The sequence below is a fragment of the Haloarcula halobia genome, assembly GCF_029338255.1.
Taxonomy (GTDB): domain Archaea; phylum Halobacteriota; class Halobacteria; order Halobacteriales; family Haloarculaceae; genus Haloarcula; species Haloarcula halobia.
Window position 1 is genome coordinate 1,070,561 of record NZ_CP119787.1, and the last position, 17,286, is coordinate 1,087,846.

The window sequence follows — 17,286 nt, forward strand, 5'->3', positions numbered from 1 at the left end:
TCACAGGATGTAGAACAGCGGGAACAGGAACAGCCAGACGATGTCGACGAAGTGCCAGTAGAGCCCGAAGTACTCTATCGGCTTGTCGTCGCCCTGGTAGGCCCCGTTCCAGGCGCGGATGGTCATGTACCCACAGATGACGAGCCCGACGACGACGTGGGCCCCGTGGAGCCCCGTCGTCAGGTAGAACGTCGACGACCCGATGTTCGTCGAGAGGTTCCAGCCGTTCGGGAACATCTCGCTGTGGATGTGAAACAGGTGGTTCCACTCGATGCCCTTGTTGACGAGGAAGCCGACGCCGAGCGCGAAGGTGCCCGCCAGCGAGGCCGTCGTCGCCCCGCGCCACTCGCGTTTCGCGGCCACCATCGCCAGCACGACGAGGAAACTCGACGTGAGCAGCAGGTAGGTGTTGATGAGCCCCGGCATCGTCACGTGTGCCGCCGGGATGAGGTCGTGGTGCCAGTCCGACCAGCCGTAGGCCACCCGGACGAAGGCGTAGGACCCGATGAACCCACCGAAGAGGACCACGTCGCTCGCGAGGAACGTCCACAGCCCGAGTTTCATCTTCTCGACGCCCTCGAAGGGCCACCGTTCGGCGATGGCCATCTCCGGGGCGTGGAACGGTTCGCGGGTCATCCCGACCAGCGACCCGAAGGTGGCCAGACCGCCGACGGCCGCCATGCCGACGTAGACGACGCTCCCGGTCCGGACGCCCGAGAGGCCCAGGAACGCGACGAAGCCGCCGAGACTGACCAGGAAGGGCCAGAAACTCGCGTGGCTGGCGTGGTCCTCACCGGCGGTCTCGTGGGTCGTCGCCGTCGCCGTCGCGGGGGCGGTCACCGCCCGGATGTTCCTGGCGGTCCCGCCGTCCGAGGCCGTGCCCCCGTCGGCGGCGACGCCCGCGCCGGCGGGCCTGTCGGTCCGCTCGGCGACTTCCTCGTCGTCGAGGAACTCGAGCGACCCGCTCGCGTACGACGGCAGGCCGGGGAAGTTCTCCAGTCGCGGGGGCGAGGCGACGGCCCACTCGGCGGTACTGGCGTACTTCCAGGGGCTCTCACCGACGTCTTCGCCGCGCCAGATGCTGACAAAGAGGTTGTAGAACATGACGAGCATGCTCGCCCCGAGGATGAACCCGCCGACCGTCGAGAGGTTGTGCCAGATGGTCAGGTCCGCGGGGTACTCGAAGACGCGCCGCGGCGTCTCCCAGGCGATGAACATCGGGAAGTACAGCAGGTTGAAGCCGACGAAGAACGCCGCGAAGTGGACCTTCCCGAGGAACTCGTCGTACATCTTCCCGGTCATCTTCGGGTACCAGTAGTACAGCGCCCCGATGAGCGCTGTCGCACCCCCGAACATCACGTAGTGGAAGTGTGCGACCACCCAGTAGGTGCCCCGGAACTGGTAGTCGAGCACGATGGCCCCGAGGAAGACGCCGGTGATGCCACCGACGATAAAGAGCAGCAGGGCCCCGAGCGCGAACAGGAACGGCGTCTTGAACCGGACCCGCCCCTTGGCCATCGTGTAGATGAGCGAGAAGACCATCAGGTCGAAGGGCAGCGAGATGCCGATGGTCGTCGCCATGAAGATGGTCTTGATCGGCAGGTTGATGCCGGTCAGGAACATGTGGTGCATCCAGACGATAAAGGACTGGATGGCCACGAGCACCATCGAGATGATGAACCACTTGCGCCCGACCAGTCGTCGCCCGGTGAACGTCTGGAAGATCTCGGCCATCGCGCCCAGGGCCGGGAAGAACACGATGTAGACCTCCGGATGGCCGAAGAACCAGAACAGGTGCGCCCAGAGTAACGACGCCCCGGGGTTCTCCGCGCTCGTCCCGATGGTCGTCCCGTCGTTGGCGAACTGGAAGTAGGTCGTCCCGATGACGTGGTCCGACGCCAGGATCATCAGGGCGGCCAGCAGCGCCGCGAAGGCAAAGAGCATCATCCAGACGGTGAGGTTGATCGACAGCGAGAAGATGGGGATGTCGCGCATCCGCAGCCCCTCGGCGCGCATGCGGTACATCGTCGTCAGGAAGTTCACCGACCCCATCGTCACCGCGGCGGTGAACATGATGAGCGCCAGGACGACCGACGTCGCGCCAAGCCCCTCGCCGGGGATGTACGCGGGCGTGTTCAGCGGCGCGTACATCGTCCACCCGCCGGCGAACGTCGCACCCTGGAAAAAGGAGACGCCCACCAAGATCCCCGAAAAGAGGTAGAGCCAGTACGACAGCGCGTTCAGCCGGGGGAACGCGAGGTCGTCGGCCCCGATCTGGAGCGGGACGAGGTAGTTGGCGAAGCCGAAGGCAAAGGGCGAGATGAACCAGAACACCATCAGCAGGCCGTGGGTCGAGACGGCCTGGTTGTACCCCATCTGGCCCAGCAGATCCGCCCCGGGAGACAGCAGTTCGAGACGGAAGAGTAGCGCCAGGATGCCGCCGAAGACGAGGAAGAACAGCGCGGTGATGAGATAGAGGATACCGATGTCCTTGTGGTTGGTCGTGAGGAACCAGCGACTGATGGAGGACTTCGGCGGCAGGCCGTGTTCGTGGTCGTGGCTCATGTCGGGACACCTCCGACCGTATTGGTCGCTCCGGCGTCGAGAGCTGCCGTCTCGTTCCCGTTGGTCTCGTTACCGCTCGACTGCGTGCCCTCGTACCACTCGTCGTACTCCGACTGGGGGACGACCTCGACCGAGGTGACCATCAGCGAGTGTCCGGTCCCACACAGCTCGTAGCACTTGGCGGTGTACTCGCCGGTCTCGGGGGCCGTGAACCACGCGGTGGTGTACTGGCCCGGGAGTGCGTCGGTCTTGACCCGCAACTCCGGGATCCCGAAGTTGTGGAACACGTCCAGGGACGTCACCTGTAACCTGACCACCCGGTCCTGGGGCACGATCAGCGAGTTCGTCTCGTGTCCGTTGGGATAGATGAAGTTCCACCCGAACTGGAACCCCTCGACCTCTATCTCGATAGCGTCGATGGCCGCCTGGGACTCGTCGGGCCCGTTCTCGATGTACAGCAGCGTCGTGTACGTCCACGCGATGAGCGAGACGACGATGACGGCGCTGATTCCGAACGAGTAAAACACCTTCCGGCCACCCGTCCCGCCGGTGGGTTTCTCGCCCAGCTGGGGCCGTTCGACCGTGCCCGCGTACGGGTCGTCCGTGTTCCCGGAGTCCCGGTACTTGATGGCGTGGTACATCGTGTACGTCACCACGACGATGCCCACGACCGTCCCGAGGACGAGGAACACCTCGAAGATACTGTTGAACACGTCCGCCGGCGCCCTGACGCCGCCCCCATGGAGCGGTACCCCCACGGCGTGTGCTATCGTATCACTCGGCATCTTGGTAAGCGTTCATACCAGTACCTATTAGTCATTGTGGACAGACCGGCGACATATCTTCCCCGGCATGTCGGCTCGCGAACTTTTTTGTCCACTGGTATGGAATACCACACCATGGCAGATACGACTTCCAGCGTCGACGACCGGCCCGTAAACGAGGAGTCGGCAGTCGGCGACGACAACGAGTTCGACAACCTGGCCGGTATCATCGGTGACGGCGTCGTCGGGGCCGCGGGCGGCCTCGTCGGGACGGCGATGATGAGCGTCGTCTTCCTGGTCGCCGAGTCCGTCGGCGCCTTCGACCGGTCCGCGTTCGCCGTCCTGACGGAACTGGTCGGCCTGGACGGGCTCGTCCCCGAGATACTGTTCGGGTACATCATCTTCCTCGGCGGCGGGATGTTCCCCTGGCCGCTCCTGTTTGCGTCCCTGAAGGCGTACCTCCCCGGGCGGTCCGACCCCACGAGCGGGGCCTTCTTCGGGGCCGCGATGTGGACGGGGTTCGTCCTGGCGTTCTACACGGGCCAGTCCGGCCTCTCGCTGGTCCTGTACGTCGCCCTGACGCTGGTCGCCCACGTCGTCTACGGCCTCGGCCTGGGCATCGTCTTCAACTACTTCATGACGCGCCCGGACTCTATCGTCTGACCGGGTCGGGCCGGCGGCCCGGAACGGCCCCGTCCGCCCTGGTCACTCCGAGTAGCCTTCCTGGAGAAACGCACCCTCCGTCTCGTACATCGCCACCAGCTCGGTGATGAACTCCTCGTAGGTCTCGTCTTCCTCCAGGTGGCTCTCGAGCCGTTCTCGCAGGTCGTCGCTGATTTCGAGCGTGTAGGTCATGGCAACCGGGAACACTGTTCCCGTACTTGGTACGTAGGCGGCGCAAGGTCAAATAACCGGCCGCTAGTCGGGTTGCGGGACGCCGACGGCACCGGGACCGCTCCAGCAGGTTCGTCTCGGGGAACAGTTAATTCATTCCACAGTGTATGTGTGGTATGGGAAGTATCCTCCTTGCCACCGACGGGAGCGAGTACGCACGCACGGCCGCCAGCCGGGCGATCGAACTGGCGGAGGAACGCGACTGCCCGTTGCACGTCATCTGTGTGGTCGACAGACAGAAGTTCGACGACCCCGCGCTCAGCTCCGCCGAGCTGGCGACGATATACGCCGAGGACCACGCCGTCGTCACCGTCAACGAGGTCACCCAGATGGCCGACGGGCGCGCCGTCCGGGTCGAGGGCGAGACGAAACACGGCGTCCCCCACGAGACCATCGTGGCGTACGCCGACGAGGTCGACGCGGACGTCATCGTGGTCGGCGAACACGGCGACCACGACAGGCACTTCTCGGGCGTCGGGCAGAAGATACGGAACGGGGGCGACTACGAAGTGGTCGTCGTCGAGGCGGAGTCCTGATCCTGCCGATGTACGAGCGGATTCTGATGCCGACGGACGGCAGTGACGTGGCCGCGGCCGCCGCCGAAGCCGCCCTGGGACTCGCTGCACGGTTCGACGCCACGCTTCACGTCGTCCACGTCAACGAACTCGGCGAACTCCCACCGGGGGCCGAAGACGACGACGCGAGCGCGCTCGCGACCGGCGCGAGGGCAGCGATACGCGACGTCGAGCGCGAGGCGAGGGACGCCGGCCTCACAGTCGAGACGGCCATCGTCGAGGCGGGGAGCTCGATCCACGAGGCGCTGGTCACCTACGCCCGGCGCCACGACGTCGACTGTCTCGTGATGGGCACGCACGGCCGGAGCGGGGTCGACCGCCTCGTCTTCGGGAGCGTCGCCGAACGGACCGTCCGCGACGCCCCCGTCCCCGTGCTCACCGTCCACGCGGACTCGGTGCTCGACCCGTCCCTTCCCTCGATACTGGTCCCGACGGACGGCAGCGACTGTGCCCGCGCCGCCGTCGATCACGCCATCGGCCTGGCCGACGTGACCGGCGCGACGCTCCACCTGCTCCACGCGGTCGACCCCGCGACGGTCTACGGCGACGTCGGGGCCGTCGGGTTCCTCGACTCGCTCGAAGAGGCCGGGGCCGACCTCCTCGCAGACCTCCGCGCCGAGGCCGACGACGCCGGCCTCGACGTCGAGACGACGGTGACCCAGGGAACGCCCTACCGGGCCATCACGGACTACGCAGACGAACACGACGTCGGCTGTATCGCGATGGGTACCCACGGTCGGACCGGCGTCCAGCGGTACCTGCTGGGCAGCGTCACCAGTCGCGTCATCCGACTCTCGGAGACGCCGGTGCTCGCCGTCCCCGGGGTCAGGGACGACTAGCCGCCACCCGCGTCTCCGCCGTCAGTCCGCCTCCTCGAGAAGCCACCCGAAGCGTTTCTCCCAGAACTCCTCGCCGCGGACGACGACGCCGCTGCGTGTGGCGTCGTCGAAGGCTCCGACGAACTTCGAGACGCGCGTCTCGGGGCTGAACTCGGTGTAACCCTCCGATACGATTGCTTCGATGTCCACGACTGTGCGTGGTTCCGCTGCGGTCGACGACTGTGCGACACCGGTGGCCACTATCGTTGCTCTCGGCTGACACTTCGTCACACGGGAGGACATAGCCGCCGGTGGGGTCAGTCGACCCCTGCTCGGTCCAGCGTGGCGGGCCCCTGTGTCGTCTGCACCGCCGGGCGGATTCGAACCGGAGAAAGATTCACTACGTTCGTCTTTCAGGGCTCGAATCCTGATGGCCCACACAGATTCCGCTGGCTCCTCGCTCCGCTCGTCGCAGGCGGCGTCAGAAGTGGGTCCGGGCGGATTCGAACCGGAGGAAGACGTGCTCGCTTCGCTGCGCGCGACTTCCAGGGCTCGAACCGCCCGTCGGATAGATTCGCCACTCACGGTTCGTTCGTGGCAGAATCTATGGGTCCGGGCGGATTCGAACCACCGACCTCGGCCTTGTAAAGGCCACGTCATAACCAACTAGACCACGGACCCGTATCTCGTCGTTTTCGACGGGCGGGAATAACGCTTTCTCTCTGGGACTACCAGAACTTCACGCCGAGGTCGTGCATCCTCTCGTTGTGGCGGGCGACGTTGATGAGCAGCGGCGTGACCGCTTCCGCCTCGGCGGCGTTCGCGAGCGGGCCGGCGTCGAGGGCCCGGAGGCCGTCGATGGCTTCAGCGAGTTCGCTGACGGTCGCTTTCGCGTCGGCGTCGTCGCCGACGACCACGGTGTCCCAGTCCAGGTCGGCGTCGAGGTTGGCCAGTCGGCCCGCGGCGAGGTTGTGGAACGCACCGACCACCGGCGTGTCGTCGGGCGCGGCGTTGGCCGCGAGTTCCGTGACGCTGCCGGCGCCGGGGCGGTTGTAGTGGAAGCCGTCCTCGTCGCGTTTCATGCCGACAGCGGGCGAGACGAGGATGGCGTCGCCGAGCTCGTCCGCCACCGCTTCGATGGTGTCCGTGAGGTGGTAGGCCGGGACGGCCGTGACGACGACGTCGGCCCGCGCGGCGGCCTCCGCGTTCGAGAGGCCGTCGATGGTCACCTCCCGGTCGCGGCTGTCGAGTTCCGTCTCGTACTCCTCGGCCATCGTCTCGGCCTTCTCGGCCTCTCGGGAGCCGACGATGACCGCGTGGGTGGAGTCGGCCGCCCAGCGCAGCGCCAGTCCCTGTCCGATGTCGCCGGTGCCGCCGAGTAACGCGATGTCCATGTCGTCTGCGTCGGGCGTCCGGCGAATAAGCGTTGTGCGACCGGCCGGTATCGCCTACGTGTAGGTGTCCCAGGCCCGGTCGAACCCGCCGCCGTACGCGACGTAGAGGGCGACGCCCAGCCCGGCCGCGAACGCGACCAGCTGGACGCCCATCCCGACGATGCTGGTGTGGCCGAGCGCCAGGTTGGCCACCGTCGCCAGGGTCACCGTCGTGAAGAAGCACGCGAGGATGAACATCCCCAGCCGTCCTGGGCGGTGTGCGTCCTCGAAGACGTCCCGGTGCTTGTGAATCGTCCAGTAGGCGACCGGCCACGCGACCAGCTGGAAGCCGACCGTGTACAGCTGGGCGGCGTCGACCGTCGGGAGGTAGACGGCCACACCGCCGACGATGCCGGCCCAGATGCTCACCAGGAGCGACCACCCCACCATCGCCAACCGGCCCATACGTCGACCTGTTCGTCGTCGCCGAAATCCCTGCCGCTTCGCTCACTCGAGCAGGTCTGGCAGGTCCTCGACCGACCCGACGACGTCGCTGGCCCCCGCCCAAACGTACTTCTTCCGGCCCGCCTGCCCGGTGAGCCCGCCGGTCAGGACGCCGATGCCGTAGTAGACCCGCTCGTCGTCTTCCGCATCGGCGTTGACCGCGGTCTGGATGTCGTCCAGCGTGTCGCCGGCGAAGGCCACCTGCTCGGCGTCGAAGCGCTCGGCCAGCGCCAGCAGCGCGGCGGGGTGGGGTTTGCCCTCGTCCCAGTCGTCCATCGTGAAGCGATGCTCGTCGGGGATGTCGAGGCCCACGCGGGCCAGCGCGATGTCGGCCTCGGCGGCCGGCCGTCCCGTCACCACGCCCACGTGGTACCGCGACTGGAGCGCCGCGAGCGTCTCGGCCGAGACCAGCTTCGGTTCGTCGTGGATGTACCCCGGCGCCTCGAACGGCGGGTCCCCGCCTTCGATGTCGCGATACAGGTCCGCTCCGAGGTACAGTGCCTGGAAGACGTCACGCAGGCGCTCGCTGTCCCACGCGTCGAACACGCTGTCGGCGCTCGCCTCGTCGAGTCGCTCGTTGACGACGGCTTTCGCGGCGTCCAGGCCCCCACCGCGTTCGGAGATTGCGTCCGTGAACTCGACCACGGTCCCGACGTCGCCCTCGCGACCGGCGAGGACGAACAGGGCCGCGGCGTCGGTCAGTTCCCAGTCGTTGTTGAACCCACCCGCGTCCTTGAACGGCTGGATGTCGGCCCGCTCGATGGTGTCGCCGTACACTCGATCGACGGACTCGATGATGGCCCGCCGGTAGGAGCCGGCCACGTCCACGAGCACGCCGTCGATGTCGAGGACGACCGTATCTACGTCCATGCCTGGCCGAACACGCCGGTCACTCAAGCACCTTCCCATCTCTGCCGGTCGCCCGGTACAGCGTCACGCCACCGGGGAGTTGCTCGGTCGCGACCGGCACCGTCGGCGCGTCGCCGCCGAGCGTCGTGAACCAGCACGCCGCGCCGACCGACCGCGCGACGTCCAGCGCGGGCCGGTGCAGTTCGGGCGGGAGGTTCCGCGCGAAGACGACGTCGGCCCCGGCGTACACGGACTGGTCGGGGTCGGTCACGTCGTCGACGACGAACCGGACGCCATCGGGGACCGGTCGCGGCTCGATATCCGTCGCCGTCACCGAGACGCCCGCGGCGGCGAGGTCCCCCACGACGCCGGGCCGAGCACCCACCCCGACCTCGACGACCGTGTCGGCGATTGCGAGCCGCGATACCAGCGCCGTCTTCGGGTCTTGCACGTCGGGATATTTATGAGATGGCGTCGCATATAGGTTCTCATGCACGTCGACATCGTACCCGTGGGCGAGGTCTCCGCTCAGGTGAAGCGGGAGGCCTCGGACGGGTTGCGGTCCGTCTACGACTGCGAGGTCTCCATGCACGAACCGCAGTCGATTCCGAAGGGTGCGTACGACGCCGACCGGGACCAGTACCGCGCCGAAGAACTGATAGACCTCGTCCGCCGGGTCGGGTCCGGCGACAAGAACATCGGCATCACCCCGATGGACCTGTTCTACCGCCGCCGCAACTACGTCTTCGGTCTCGCGTATCTGGGTGGCTCCGGGAGCGTCATCTCGACCTATCGCCTGCAGACCTCCTCCGACGGCGGGTTCTCGAACCGCTCTGCCAGCGAAATCTTCTCGGCCAGGGTCCGCAAGGAGATCGTCCACGAGATCGGCCACACGCTCGGCCTAGAGCACTGTGACAACAAGCGCTGCGTGATGAACTTCTCCCCGACTGTCAGGCAGGTCGACGTGAAGGAGGCGTCGCTCTGTGGTTCCTGTCAGCGCAACGTCCTCTGAGCCACCCCTCGATATTCCTAACGAGTTAGGTGTCCCTGATAGGTTCTCCCATACGCTATAGGTAACTGCGATGAGCAAGAGTCAATCCCGCGACCGCACGAAGGAACTCGGCGACATCTTCGTCTCGGTCACCGGCGGCGAATCGGTCACCGAACAGCAGGACGACGGACCTTCCGACCGGGAACTGCGACCGGACGAAGAGTTCGACGGCGAAGACGTCGCCGACGGCCTCGAGGACGCCGTCGCGGGCGCCGAGATGGGCGACACCTCCGACCCTGCCGACCTGAGCGACGACTGACGCGACCGGGTCCCTGCGGCTCCTGGTCTCCCCTTCTTCCCGACCCCGGCGCGCCAGCGGCGGGTGTCGCTCAGATGCTGAACTCGAAGAGGTCGTCGCCGACGTGGTGGATGGACTTGACGACCTTGCCGCTGTCGCCGACCATGTCCGACCCGTCGGTCATCGCCCGGCCGATGGCGAGGAACTTCCCGTGGGTCTCCTCGTTTATCGCCACGAGGTCACCCTCGCTGATGTCCGGGTCCGACTCGGTGATGCCCGGGCGCATGATGTCGGCGCCGTCGGAGACGAACGATATCGCTCCGGCGTCGACGGTCACGACGTGTTTCTGCGGGGGGTGGGCGTTTGCACCCTGGACGGTGAGGAACGGTTCCGCTCCGGCGGCGTCGCCGCCTCCGTCCGGGGCCCCCTGGGCGTCGCTCTCGACGTAGAGCACGAGCGGGTCGCCGTCGACGAGGACGACGTCCCAGTCGCTGTCCGCGAACTCGACCTTCTCGAAGCTGCCGGCGTCGACCTCGACCCCGAGGTTGGCCGAGAGTGCGTCCGTGATGGTGCCGACCTCGTCCGAGCGGAGATGGTGGCGGGATTTGACCTGCATACCTCCCAGTGAGCGGGGCCGGCGGGTAAGCGTAACGAACCGGCGGAGGCTTTTGTCGGCCCCCGCCCTACGTGGGGTATGCGCGTCGTCACCCTGTTGCCCTCGGCGACCGAGATCGTCTACGCCCTCGGGGTCGCACCGGTCGGCGTCTCCCACGAGTGTGACTACCCGCCGGCGGCCCGAGAGCAACCCGCCGTCAACCGGTCCCGGATCGACCCCGAGGCCTCGAGCAGCGAGATCAACGAGCAGGTCGCGGCCGCCGAGGAGGGAGACGGCGTCTACGCCATCGACCGGGAGACGCTGGCCGATCTCGACCCAGACGTCGTCGTCACCCAGGGCGTCTGTGACGTCTGTGCCGTCGACCACGTCCTGGTCGCCGACGCCGTCGCCGACCTGGGTCTCGATTGCGAGGTGCTGACCCTCGACGTCCACAGCCTCGAGGACCTCTTCGAGTCCATCCACCGGGTCGGCGCGGCCATCGACGAACCCGAGCGGGCGACGGACGTGGTCGCCGACCTCCGGGAGCGGGTCGGGGCGGTCGAACAGACGGCGGCCGGGGCCACCGAGACGCCCACCGTGGCCGTCCTCGACTGGCTGGACCCGGTGATGGTCGCTGGCCACTGGATTCCGGAGATGGTCGCCCTCGCCGGCGGCCGCTACGGGATGGCCGAGCGGGGCGCACACTCCCGCCCGCGCGAGTGGGCCGAGGTCCGGAAGTCCGATCCCGACGTGCTGGTGGCCGCGCCCTGTGGGTTCGACGTCGCCCAGACCACCGGGAACCTCGCGGACCTGACCGACCGGCCGGGGTTCGACGACCTCCGGGCCGTCCGTGAGGGCCGCGCCCACGTGATGGACGGGCACCACTTCGTCAACCGGTCGGGCCCGCGGCTCGTCGAGACCCTGGAGTACCTGGCGGCGCTGATTCACCCCGACCTGTTCGACGTGCCGCCGCGTGACGCCGTGTGCGACCTGGCGACGCTGCGCGCCTAGAGCGTCGAGAGCGCGACGTAGACGTTGCCCGCGACGACGAGCGTCCCGGCGAGGATGACGGCGGCGAACCACGCCCGCCACAGCGGCACCGACTCGATGACGTCGCGGCACTCGAGTAAGACCACGCCGACCAGCAGGACGACGGCGCCTTTCACCAGCGGAATCAGGAGCGGCTCTATCGAGAACAGGAGCCGGAGCCACGGGTTCTGTTCGTGTCTGATGCCGACGGCGTCGGCGGCCAGCAGTGTCGAGACGGCGTCGCCGAAGCCCCAGACCAGCACCACGGCGAACACGAGTTCGACGTACCCCGGCCGAGCCACTCGCGAGCGCAGGGTTTCGAACCGATCGGCCGCGGCCTCGGGACGGGACATGATACTGGTCGTCTACCGGCCGCTACGTGTCCATCTATGATAACTCTCTCCGTCGTCACCGGCCTCAGTCACCGGCCAGCGAGCACTGCCCCTCGTATGTGGCCTCGCTGACGGTCTCGATGACGGGGGCCTCGCCACAGACCGGACAGTCCGGGTGCTGTGTGACCGGCACCTCGTCGAGGTGCATCGACCCGGCGTCGAAGGCCAGCAGGCGCCCCTCCAGGGACTCGCCGTAGTCCATCGCGAGCTTGACCACCTCCGTCGCCTGCATGCAGCCGATGGTGCCCGGGAGCACGCCCAGCACCCCGGCGGTCGAACAGTCCGGGACGGTCCCCGCCGGCGGCGCCTCGGGGAACAGACACCGGTAACACGGCCCCCCGCCGGAGAACGTCGTCACCTGCCCCTCGAAGCGAAAGACCGCGCCGTGGGAGAAGGGGACGCCGGCGAGCGTGCAGGCGTCGTTGACCAGGAACCGGGTGGGGAAGTTGTCCGACGCGTCGACGACGATGTCGTAGGCCTCGACCAGGCCCGGGGCGTTGTCCGTCGCGAACCGCGTCCGGTGGCCCTCGACGGTGACGTCCGGGTTCAGGTCGTTGACGAACTCGGTGGCGCTCTCGACTTTGGGCCGGCCCACGTCGTCGTCGCCGTGGATGACCTGGCGCTGGAGGTTCGACCGCTCGACCACGTCGTCGTCGACGATACCGAGGGTGCCGACCCCGGCGGCCGCGAGGTACTGCAGGACCGGCGAGCCAAGTCCCCCGGCCCCGACGACCAGCACCGACGAGTCGAGCAGCGCCGCCTGTCCCTCGGGGCCCACCCCGTCCATGATGATGTGCCGCGAGTAGCGGTCGAGCTGTTCGGGGTCCAGGTTCGGTCGCATACGCCCCGTTGACGGGCCGGAAAGATAAAGAGCGGGATGGGGGCGACGGGCGTTCAGTTGTCGCGCTGCAGGTCCGCGACCAGGTCGTCCATCTTCCGGTTGATGCTCGAGATCTGGTCGGTCTGGGCGACGGCCTCGTCGGCGATGTCGGCCGTGCTGTCGGCGATCTCTTCGGCGGCGCCGGTGGCCTGGTCGACCATGCTGGCGACCTCCTCGGTCGAGGCTGCCTGCTGGTCGGTCGCCGTCGCGACCTCCTCGATGCCGTGGTTGACCTCCGTGACGGTGTCGCCGATCTCGTCGAGAATCTCCGTGGACTCCTCGACGGTGGAGATGCCCGCTTCTATCTCCTCGTTGCTCTCCTCTAAGCTCTCGACGGCGTTCCGGGTGTCGTCCTGGATGCCGTCGATCATGTTCTCGATGGTGGTCGCCTGCTCCTGGGACTCCTCGGCGAGGCTCTTGACCTCGTCGGCGACGACCGCGAACCCCTCGCCGGCCTCACCCGCCCGGGCGGCCTCGATTGAGGCGTTCAGCGCCAGCATGTTGGTCTGGTCGGCGATGTCGTTGATGACCTCGACGATGGCGTCTATCTCCTCGACGCCCTCCTGGATGGTCCTGACGTCCTGCGCGACGCTGTCGGCGGCCTGCTGGATGCTCTCCATCGCCTCGTGGACGTCCTCGGCGTTGTCCTGGCCGCGTCCGGCGAGCTCTTTGGCCTCGCGGGCCGCCGCCGACACCTCCTCGGAGGAGGAGGCGATCTCCTCGACCGACGCCGAGAGGTTCGAGACCTCGCTTGCGACCTCGGCCATGCCCTCGTACTGTTCTGCGGCCTGTTCGCGGATGTCGTCGGTCTCCTCGGCGATGTCGACCGAGGAGTCCTCGAGTTCCGCCAGCAGCGTCTGTATCTCGCTGGCGGTATCGTGATCGTAGCCGGCCTGCCTGTCGATGTCCTCCGCGACGTCGCCCTCGATGTCCGTGTCGATGTCGTCGTCGACGTCCGCGTCGGCGGCAATCTCCGTCGCTCCCATGCTACGCTCAGACATTGTGTTCCCTCTTTTGCTCTTGTATATAAAAAAGGGCATACCTACGTCCCGCCGACTGAAAACCGGCCGGTCCCCCGGTCGGCACTCGGCGGGCCACTCGTGGATGGACACGCCCTCACGGCCCGTCCCCCGCGGTCGAACTCGACGTCGTGGGTCGGGTGCGCCGCGAAAACCGACCCTGGGGAGCGCGCCGGGACGGCGGCCGCGGCTTCGTGGGCGACGCAAAACTGATTACTGTCCCAGCGCTCCGTCTGCCCAATGGTGATCATACGAAACGGTCTCGTCCACACGCAGACCGAGCGCGGGACCGTCGAGGCCGACCTCTGTTTTCGGGACGGCGAGGTCGTCTCGGTCGGTGACGTCGAGGCACGCGCAGACGAGACGATACTCGACGCCGACGGGGGTCACGTCACGCCGGGGCTGGTCGACGCACACAGCCACGTCGGGCTCTCGGAGTGGGGCGAACCCGAGGACTACGACATCAACGAGCTGACCGAACCGGTGACCCCCCACGTGTCGGCACTGGACGGGTTCCACCCCGGCGACGAGGAACTGGCGAAGGCCTGTCAGGGTGGGGTCACGACGGTCTCTGCCCGGATGGGGAGCGCGAACGTCGTCGGTGGCATCACCTGCTCGATGAAGACCCACGGGGAGACTGCCGACGGGATGCTCGTCCGCGAGGACGGGATGAAGGCCGCGATGGGCGAGAACCCAAAGCGGATCCACGGCGAGGAGAACGACAGACAGCCCTCGACCAGGCCGGGCGTCGCTGCGATGCTCCGGAGCACCCTGATGAAAGCCGAAGACTACGTCGCGCGCAAGGAGCACGCTCGGGACGAGGGGGATGCCTTCGAGCGCGACCTGGGGATGGAGAACCTCTCGCGGGTTCTCGACGGCGACCTCGCGCTGCGGGTCCACGCACACCGGGCCGACGACATCAGGAGCGTGTTCCGGATCGCAGACGAGTTCGACGTCACGAACCTCTCTATCGAGCACGCCACCGAGGGTCACCGGATCGCCGAGGAGTTCGTCTCGCGGGCGGTCCCGGCCGTCGTCGGGCCGAGCTTCGTCAGCGCCACGAAGTACGAACTCCGGAACGTCTCCTTCGAAACGCCGGCGAGACTGCACGACGCGGGCGTTGCGGTCGCGATCCAGACGGACGCCCCGGTCCTCCCACAGCAGTATCTCGACGTCTGTGTCGGCCTGGCCGTCCGCGAGGGGCTGCCCAGCGAGGCCGCCCTCGATACGGTCACCACGACGCCGGCGAAACTGCTGGGTATCGACGACCGCGTGGGGACGCTCGACCCGGGGACCGACGCCGACCTCGTCGTCTGGGACGGCCCCTTCTATCGCCTGCAGACGAACCCGGAACACGTCTTCGTCGATGGCAAACAGTTCCACGGCGACGCGCTCTGAACCGGGGTCAGACCCAGCGCCGTGACCGGCCGGGACACGCTATCGATGGACCGACCGGGTGAGCGCAAACACCGACAGGGCGACGAGGAACGCGCCCATCAGGCCTTCCACGGCCGAGACGAACCGGAGGGCGTACGTGACGTCCCCGCCGACGGGACTGCCCAGGATGAACGTGATGAAGCTCTGGAAGCTCAGGAGCAGTATCTCCCGCGGCGGGTGGTCCGTGCCGGGCCCGAGGTGGGTGATCCCGGCGAAGACGAACGCGAACGCGACGATGGTCGCCAGCGAGGCGAGCAGGACGCGATGGGGTTTCTCGCCGTAGCCGGTCGTGGCCGCGAGCACGACGTTGGCGACCCACGCGCCCGCAGCCGAGAGTCGCTCGAAGACCGTCGTCGAGCCGTTGGCGGCCGGTCGCCCGTTGAGTGCGACCTCGGCGTGGCCCTTCCGGCGGAAGGCGAGCTCTTTCTGGAAGAAGCGAGCGGCCGCCTTGTTGTCCCCGGCCTTGTTCGCGCCGTTCTTGGCCTTCAGATACGTCGTCTCGTCGAGCGACTTCTCGTCGACGCCGGGCGCTGTCCGCCCGAGGAGCGAGCGTCCGAACCAGGCAACGGGGGTCGCGAGCGAGGCGAGGCGGTCCCGGGCCGCCCGGAGCGGCCCCGATTCGGTCTGCGTGTCGGCTATCGGTCCGTCCGCGACGGTGTGGATCGTCCAGTTCGACCTGAGCAGGAGCGGGCGGTGTCGGCCGAAGTCGAACCCGTCGAAGGTCGTGTTCGTGAAGAATATGCGCTCGAAGCCGTTCCCGGGAACGTCCTGTAGCCGGACGTCGCCGATCGTCGCGTCCGTGAAATCGTACGTGACGTGCCCCTCGTCGGGTTGTCCGAGCTCCCCCGCCGGTACCGAACAGCCGGTCAGGTCGACCCAGTTGCCCGCCACCGAGGTGTCCTCGAAGAGGAATCGCCCCTCGACGTCGAGGTCCTCGAAGGTCAGTTTCCCCCCGAACGTCGACTCACGGACGACGACGTCCCCCTCGATACTCCCGCCGCGAATGAGGTTGTTCGGCTCGTTGGTCTCGTCGAAGGTCTCGAACGTGGAGCGGACACACCAGAGGTTCCCGCCGACGTGTTTCGGTTCGACGACGAGCGCTCCTGTACAGTCGATCCGCGAGAAACAGCTGTATCCGTCGACCTCGGCGTCGGCGAGTCGGAGGTTCCCGCCGATGTCGGCGCCAGCGAGACAGAGGTCCTCCCCGACGGAGCAGCGGTCGAAGGACGTCCCGGAGCCGAACTCGGCGTGGATCGCCCAGACGTGCCGGGAGAACGTCGCGTCGGTGAAATCCACCGGTCCACGGAAGACCGCATCGGAGACGTCGAAGTCGGCACGGATCTGTGCCCGGTGGAACGTCGTCTCGCCCTCGACGACGGTCCCGACGAGACGGATCGGGTTCGTCGTCACGAGCCGGTCTAACTCCAACGCACCCGCCACGGTGGAGAACCGGAGGTCTATCGGGCGGTTCCCCTCCCCTTCGAGCACGAGATGTGAGAGCGATACGTCGTCGAACTCGGCGCCGAGAAACCGGTTCTCGGCCACCGCGTCGACGTCTGTCTCGGCTGCCGGTGTCGCCACCTCCTCGACCAGTCGCTCCGCCACCGCCTGGCTGTCCGTCTCGTCCACAGGTCGGTGAAAGAGGCAGGCCCCGTCGCCCTCGACCGGACGGTCACACGACCACCCGGTCGGCACGGACTCCTCGAGGCGGAAGTCCCGTCCCCGGTCTTCCCGCCACTCCGCCAGATCGAATACGTAGTCGCACGTACTGTCGGACGTCATGGCAACGATTTACCGAGCGTCGTCACGGTACTGATAACTGTCTACAGCGTAACTGCACACTTATGAGTGACGGTTGGGCCGAACAGTGGTCCGGTGACTGCAGCAGGTGTGGCACCGACTGGATACACTTCGAACGCCGGGTCGACGGGCGGACCCAGCACAGACGCGACGGGTATACGCGCCTGTCTGACTGGACGCTCGAGTGCGACGAGTGTGACTACATCAGCAACCCGAAACGGCAGTTCTAGGGCACCAGCACCGCCAAAATCCTCCCCCGGACCCAGAAACGGCGTGGGGGCGGAACCGCCGCAGTCGAGGCTGATACTTTCCTGCCGGTACACCGCGCCGTGGGCCGTTTACGTTGGTTTGATCATGGTGAGTGATGGATTCGGTCGTTCACGCACTGTTCGGGCCGGAGGCCCGCCCTCACCCGTTCATTTAGGACCGTGAAGGATAAATTTACCGACGGGCGCCCTGACCAGATTCGCGCGACTGTGCTGCCGGTGTCCGTCCGGAGCGGC

The 17,286-nt window shown here is 67.2% G+C and carries 21 protein-coding genes and 1 tRNA gene; 8 read left to right on the top strand and 14 right to left on the bottom strand.

Annotated elements, in window-relative coordinates:
• Both P1K88_RS05695 and coxB read right to left on the bottom strand, forming a co-directional pair.
• Window positions 1-2,565, bottom strand: a complete 2,565-nt coding sequence (locus P1K88_RS05695) for a cbb3-type cytochrome c oxidase subunit I (protein ID WP_276413242.1) — start codon at window positions 2,563-2,565, stop codon at window positions 1-3.
• Window positions 2,562-3,350, bottom strand: coding sequence for a cytochrome c oxidase subunit II (gene coxB / locus P1K88_RS05700; protein WP_276413244.1), 789 nt, complete (start codon window positions 3,348-3,350; stop codon window positions 2,562-2,564). Before coxB ends, P1K88_RS05695 begins: the two co-directional genes overlap by 4 nt.
• A 114-nt stretch (window positions 3,351-3,464) precedes the next feature.
• Here coxB and P1K88_RS05705 point away from each other — a divergent pair, with 114 nt between their 5' ends.
• Window positions 3,465-3,992, top strand: a complete 528-nt coding sequence (locus tag P1K88_RS05705) for a DUF6789 family protein (RefSeq protein WP_276413246.1) — start codon at window positions 3,465-3,467, stop codon at window positions 3,990-3,992.
• Window positions 3,993-4,034: 42 nt separating this feature from the next.
• Here P1K88_RS05705 and P1K88_RS05710 read toward each other — a convergent pair whose 3' ends face one another.
• Window positions 4,035-4,184: a DUF7557 family protein gene (locus tag P1K88_RS05710; RefSeq protein WP_276276455.1), complete on the bottom strand. Its 150-nt coding sequence runs from the start codon at window positions 4,182-4,184 to the stop codon at window positions 4,035-4,037.
• 155 nt (window positions 4,185-4,339) lie between these two features.
• On the opposite strand from P1K88_RS05710, the gene P1K88_RS05715 reads away from it, so the two are divergent.
• Window positions 4,340-4,759, top strand: a complete 420-nt coding sequence (locus tag P1K88_RS05715) for a universal stress protein (protein WP_276413247.1) — start codon at window positions 4,340-4,342, stop codon at window positions 4,757-4,759.
• An 8-nt stretch (window positions 4,760-4,767) separates the two neighbouring features.
• A complete protein-coding gene (locus P1K88_RS05720) occupies window positions 4,768-5,637 on the top strand; it encodes a universal stress protein (RefSeq protein WP_276413248.1) in 870 nt (289 codons plus the stop codon).
• Window positions 5,638-5,658: 21 nt separating this feature from the next.
• Here the strand turns inward: P1K88_RS05720 and P1K88_RS05725 are convergent, their stop codons facing one another.
• The 6 genes from P1K88_RS05725 to P1K88_RS05750 all read right to left on the bottom strand — a co-directional run bounded on the left by P1K88_RS05725 (window position 5,659) and on the right by P1K88_RS05750 (window position 8,793).
• Window positions 5,659-5,826, bottom strand: coding sequence for a CBS domain-containing protein (locus tag P1K88_RS05725; RefSeq protein ID WP_276413250.1), 168 nt, complete (start codon window positions 5,824-5,826; stop codon window positions 5,659-5,661).
• A gap of 397 nt (window positions 5,827-6,223) precedes the next feature.
• Window positions 6,224-6,297, bottom strand: a tRNA-Val gene (locus tag P1K88_RS05730).
• Between the two features lie 47 nt (window positions 6,298-6,344).
• On the bottom strand, window positions 6,345-7,010 hold the full coding sequence (gene npdG, locus P1K88_RS05735; RefSeq protein WP_276413251.1) for an NADPH-dependent F420 reductase: 666 nt from the start codon (window positions 7,008-7,010) through the stop codon (window positions 6,345-6,347).
• A gap of 54 nt (window positions 7,011-7,064) precedes the next feature.
• Window positions 7,065-7,454 carry a hypothetical protein gene (locus tag P1K88_RS05740; protein ID WP_276413252.1) on the bottom strand — a complete coding sequence of 130 codons (390 nt, stop codon included), beginning with the start codon at window positions 7,452-7,454 and terminating at the stop codon, window positions 7,065-7,067.
• A 42-nt stretch (window positions 7,455-7,496) separates the two neighbouring features.
• A complete protein-coding gene (locus P1K88_RS05745; protein WP_276413254.1) occupies window positions 7,497-8,363 on the bottom strand; it encodes a TIGR01548 family HAD-type hydrolase in 867 nt (288 codons plus the stop codon).
• A 19-nt stretch (window positions 8,364-8,382) separates the two neighbouring features.
• Window positions 8,383-8,793, bottom strand: coding sequence for a UPF0146 family protein (locus P1K88_RS05750; RefSeq protein ID WP_276413255.1), 411 nt, complete (start codon window positions 8,791-8,793; stop codon window positions 8,383-8,385).
• Between the two features lie 39 nt (window positions 8,794-8,832).
• Between P1K88_RS05750 and P1K88_RS05755 the strand changes: the two genes are divergently transcribed.
• Together P1K88_RS05755 and P1K88_RS05760 are read left to right on the top strand one after the other, a co-directional pair.
• Complete coding sequence (locus P1K88_RS05755) at window positions 8,833-9,354, top strand: archaemetzincin family Zn-dependent metalloprotease (protein WP_276413256.1); 522 nt, start codon at window positions 8,833-8,835, stop codon at window positions 9,352-9,354.
• A gap of 70 nt (window positions 9,355-9,424) precedes the next feature.
• Window positions 9,425-9,652 carry a hypothetical protein gene (locus P1K88_RS05760; protein WP_276413258.1) on the top strand — a complete coding sequence of 76 codons (228 nt, stop codon included), beginning with the start codon at window positions 9,425-9,427 and terminating at the stop codon, window positions 9,650-9,652.
• Window positions 9,653-9,722: 70 nt separating this feature from the next.
• On the opposite strand, the gene P1K88_RS05765 is transcribed toward P1K88_RS05760, so the two are convergent.
• Entirely contained in the window at window positions 9,723-10,247 is a 525-nt protein-coding gene (locus P1K88_RS05765; protein WP_276413259.1) for an RNA-binding protein, read from the bottom strand.
• Window positions 10,248-10,325: 78 nt separating this feature from the next.
• On the opposite strand from P1K88_RS05765, the gene P1K88_RS05770 reads away from it, so the two are divergent.
• Window positions 10,326-11,237 carry a cobalamin-binding protein gene (locus tag P1K88_RS05770; protein ID WP_276413261.1) on the top strand — a complete coding sequence of 304 codons (912 nt, stop codon included), beginning with the start codon at window positions 10,326-10,328 and terminating at the stop codon, window positions 11,235-11,237.
• Here P1K88_RS05770 and P1K88_RS05775 read toward each other — a convergent pair.
• The 3 genes from P1K88_RS05775 to P1K88_RS05785 all read right to left on the bottom strand — a co-directional run bounded on the left by P1K88_RS05775 (window position 11,234) and on the right by P1K88_RS05785 (window position 13,567).
• Window positions 11,234-11,608 carry a DUF5658 family protein gene (locus P1K88_RS05775; RefSeq protein ID WP_276413263.1) on the bottom strand — a complete coding sequence of 125 codons (375 nt, stop codon included), beginning with the start codon at window positions 11,606-11,608 and terminating at the stop codon, window positions 11,234-11,236. The genes P1K88_RS05770 and P1K88_RS05775 overlap by 4 nt on opposite strands.
• A 64-nt stretch (window positions 11,609-11,672) precedes the next feature.
• Window positions 11,673-12,488 carry an SAMP-activating enzyme E1 gene (gene ubaA / locus P1K88_RS05780; protein WP_276413264.1) on the bottom strand — a complete coding sequence of 272 codons (816 nt, stop codon included), beginning with the start codon at window positions 12,486-12,488 and terminating at the stop codon, window positions 11,673-11,675.
• A gap of 53 nt (window positions 12,489-12,541) precedes the next feature.
• Window positions 12,542-13,567 (bottom strand): methyl-accepting chemotaxis protein, encoded by a 1,026-nt coding sequence (locus P1K88_RS05785; RefSeq protein WP_473092252.1) that lies wholly within the window; start codon window positions 13,565-13,567, stop codon window positions 12,542-12,544.
• Window positions 13,568-13,786: 219 nt separating this feature from the next.
• Here P1K88_RS05785 and P1K88_RS05790 point away from each other — a divergent pair, with 219 nt between their 5' ends.
• Window positions 13,787-14,944, top strand: coding sequence for an amidohydrolase family protein (locus tag P1K88_RS05790; protein ID WP_276413268.1), 1,158 nt, complete (start codon window positions 13,787-13,789; stop codon window positions 14,942-14,944).
• Window positions 14,945-14,983: 39 nt separating this feature from the next.
• Here the strand turns inward: P1K88_RS05790 and P1K88_RS05795 are convergent, their stop codons facing one another.
• Window positions 14,984-16,765: a hypothetical protein gene (locus P1K88_RS05795; RefSeq protein WP_276413270.1), complete on the bottom strand. Its 1,782-nt coding sequence runs from the start codon at window positions 16,763-16,765 to the stop codon at window positions 14,984-14,986.
• Between the two features lie 62 nt (window positions 16,766-16,827).
• On the opposite strand from P1K88_RS05795, the gene P1K88_RS05800 reads away from it, so the two are divergent.
• Window positions 16,828-17,013: a hypothetical protein gene (locus tag P1K88_RS05800; RefSeq protein ID WP_276276472.1), complete on the top strand. Its 186-nt coding sequence runs from the start codon at window positions 16,828-16,830 to the stop codon at window positions 17,011-17,013.
• Window positions 17,014-17,286 lie beyond the last annotated feature (273 nt).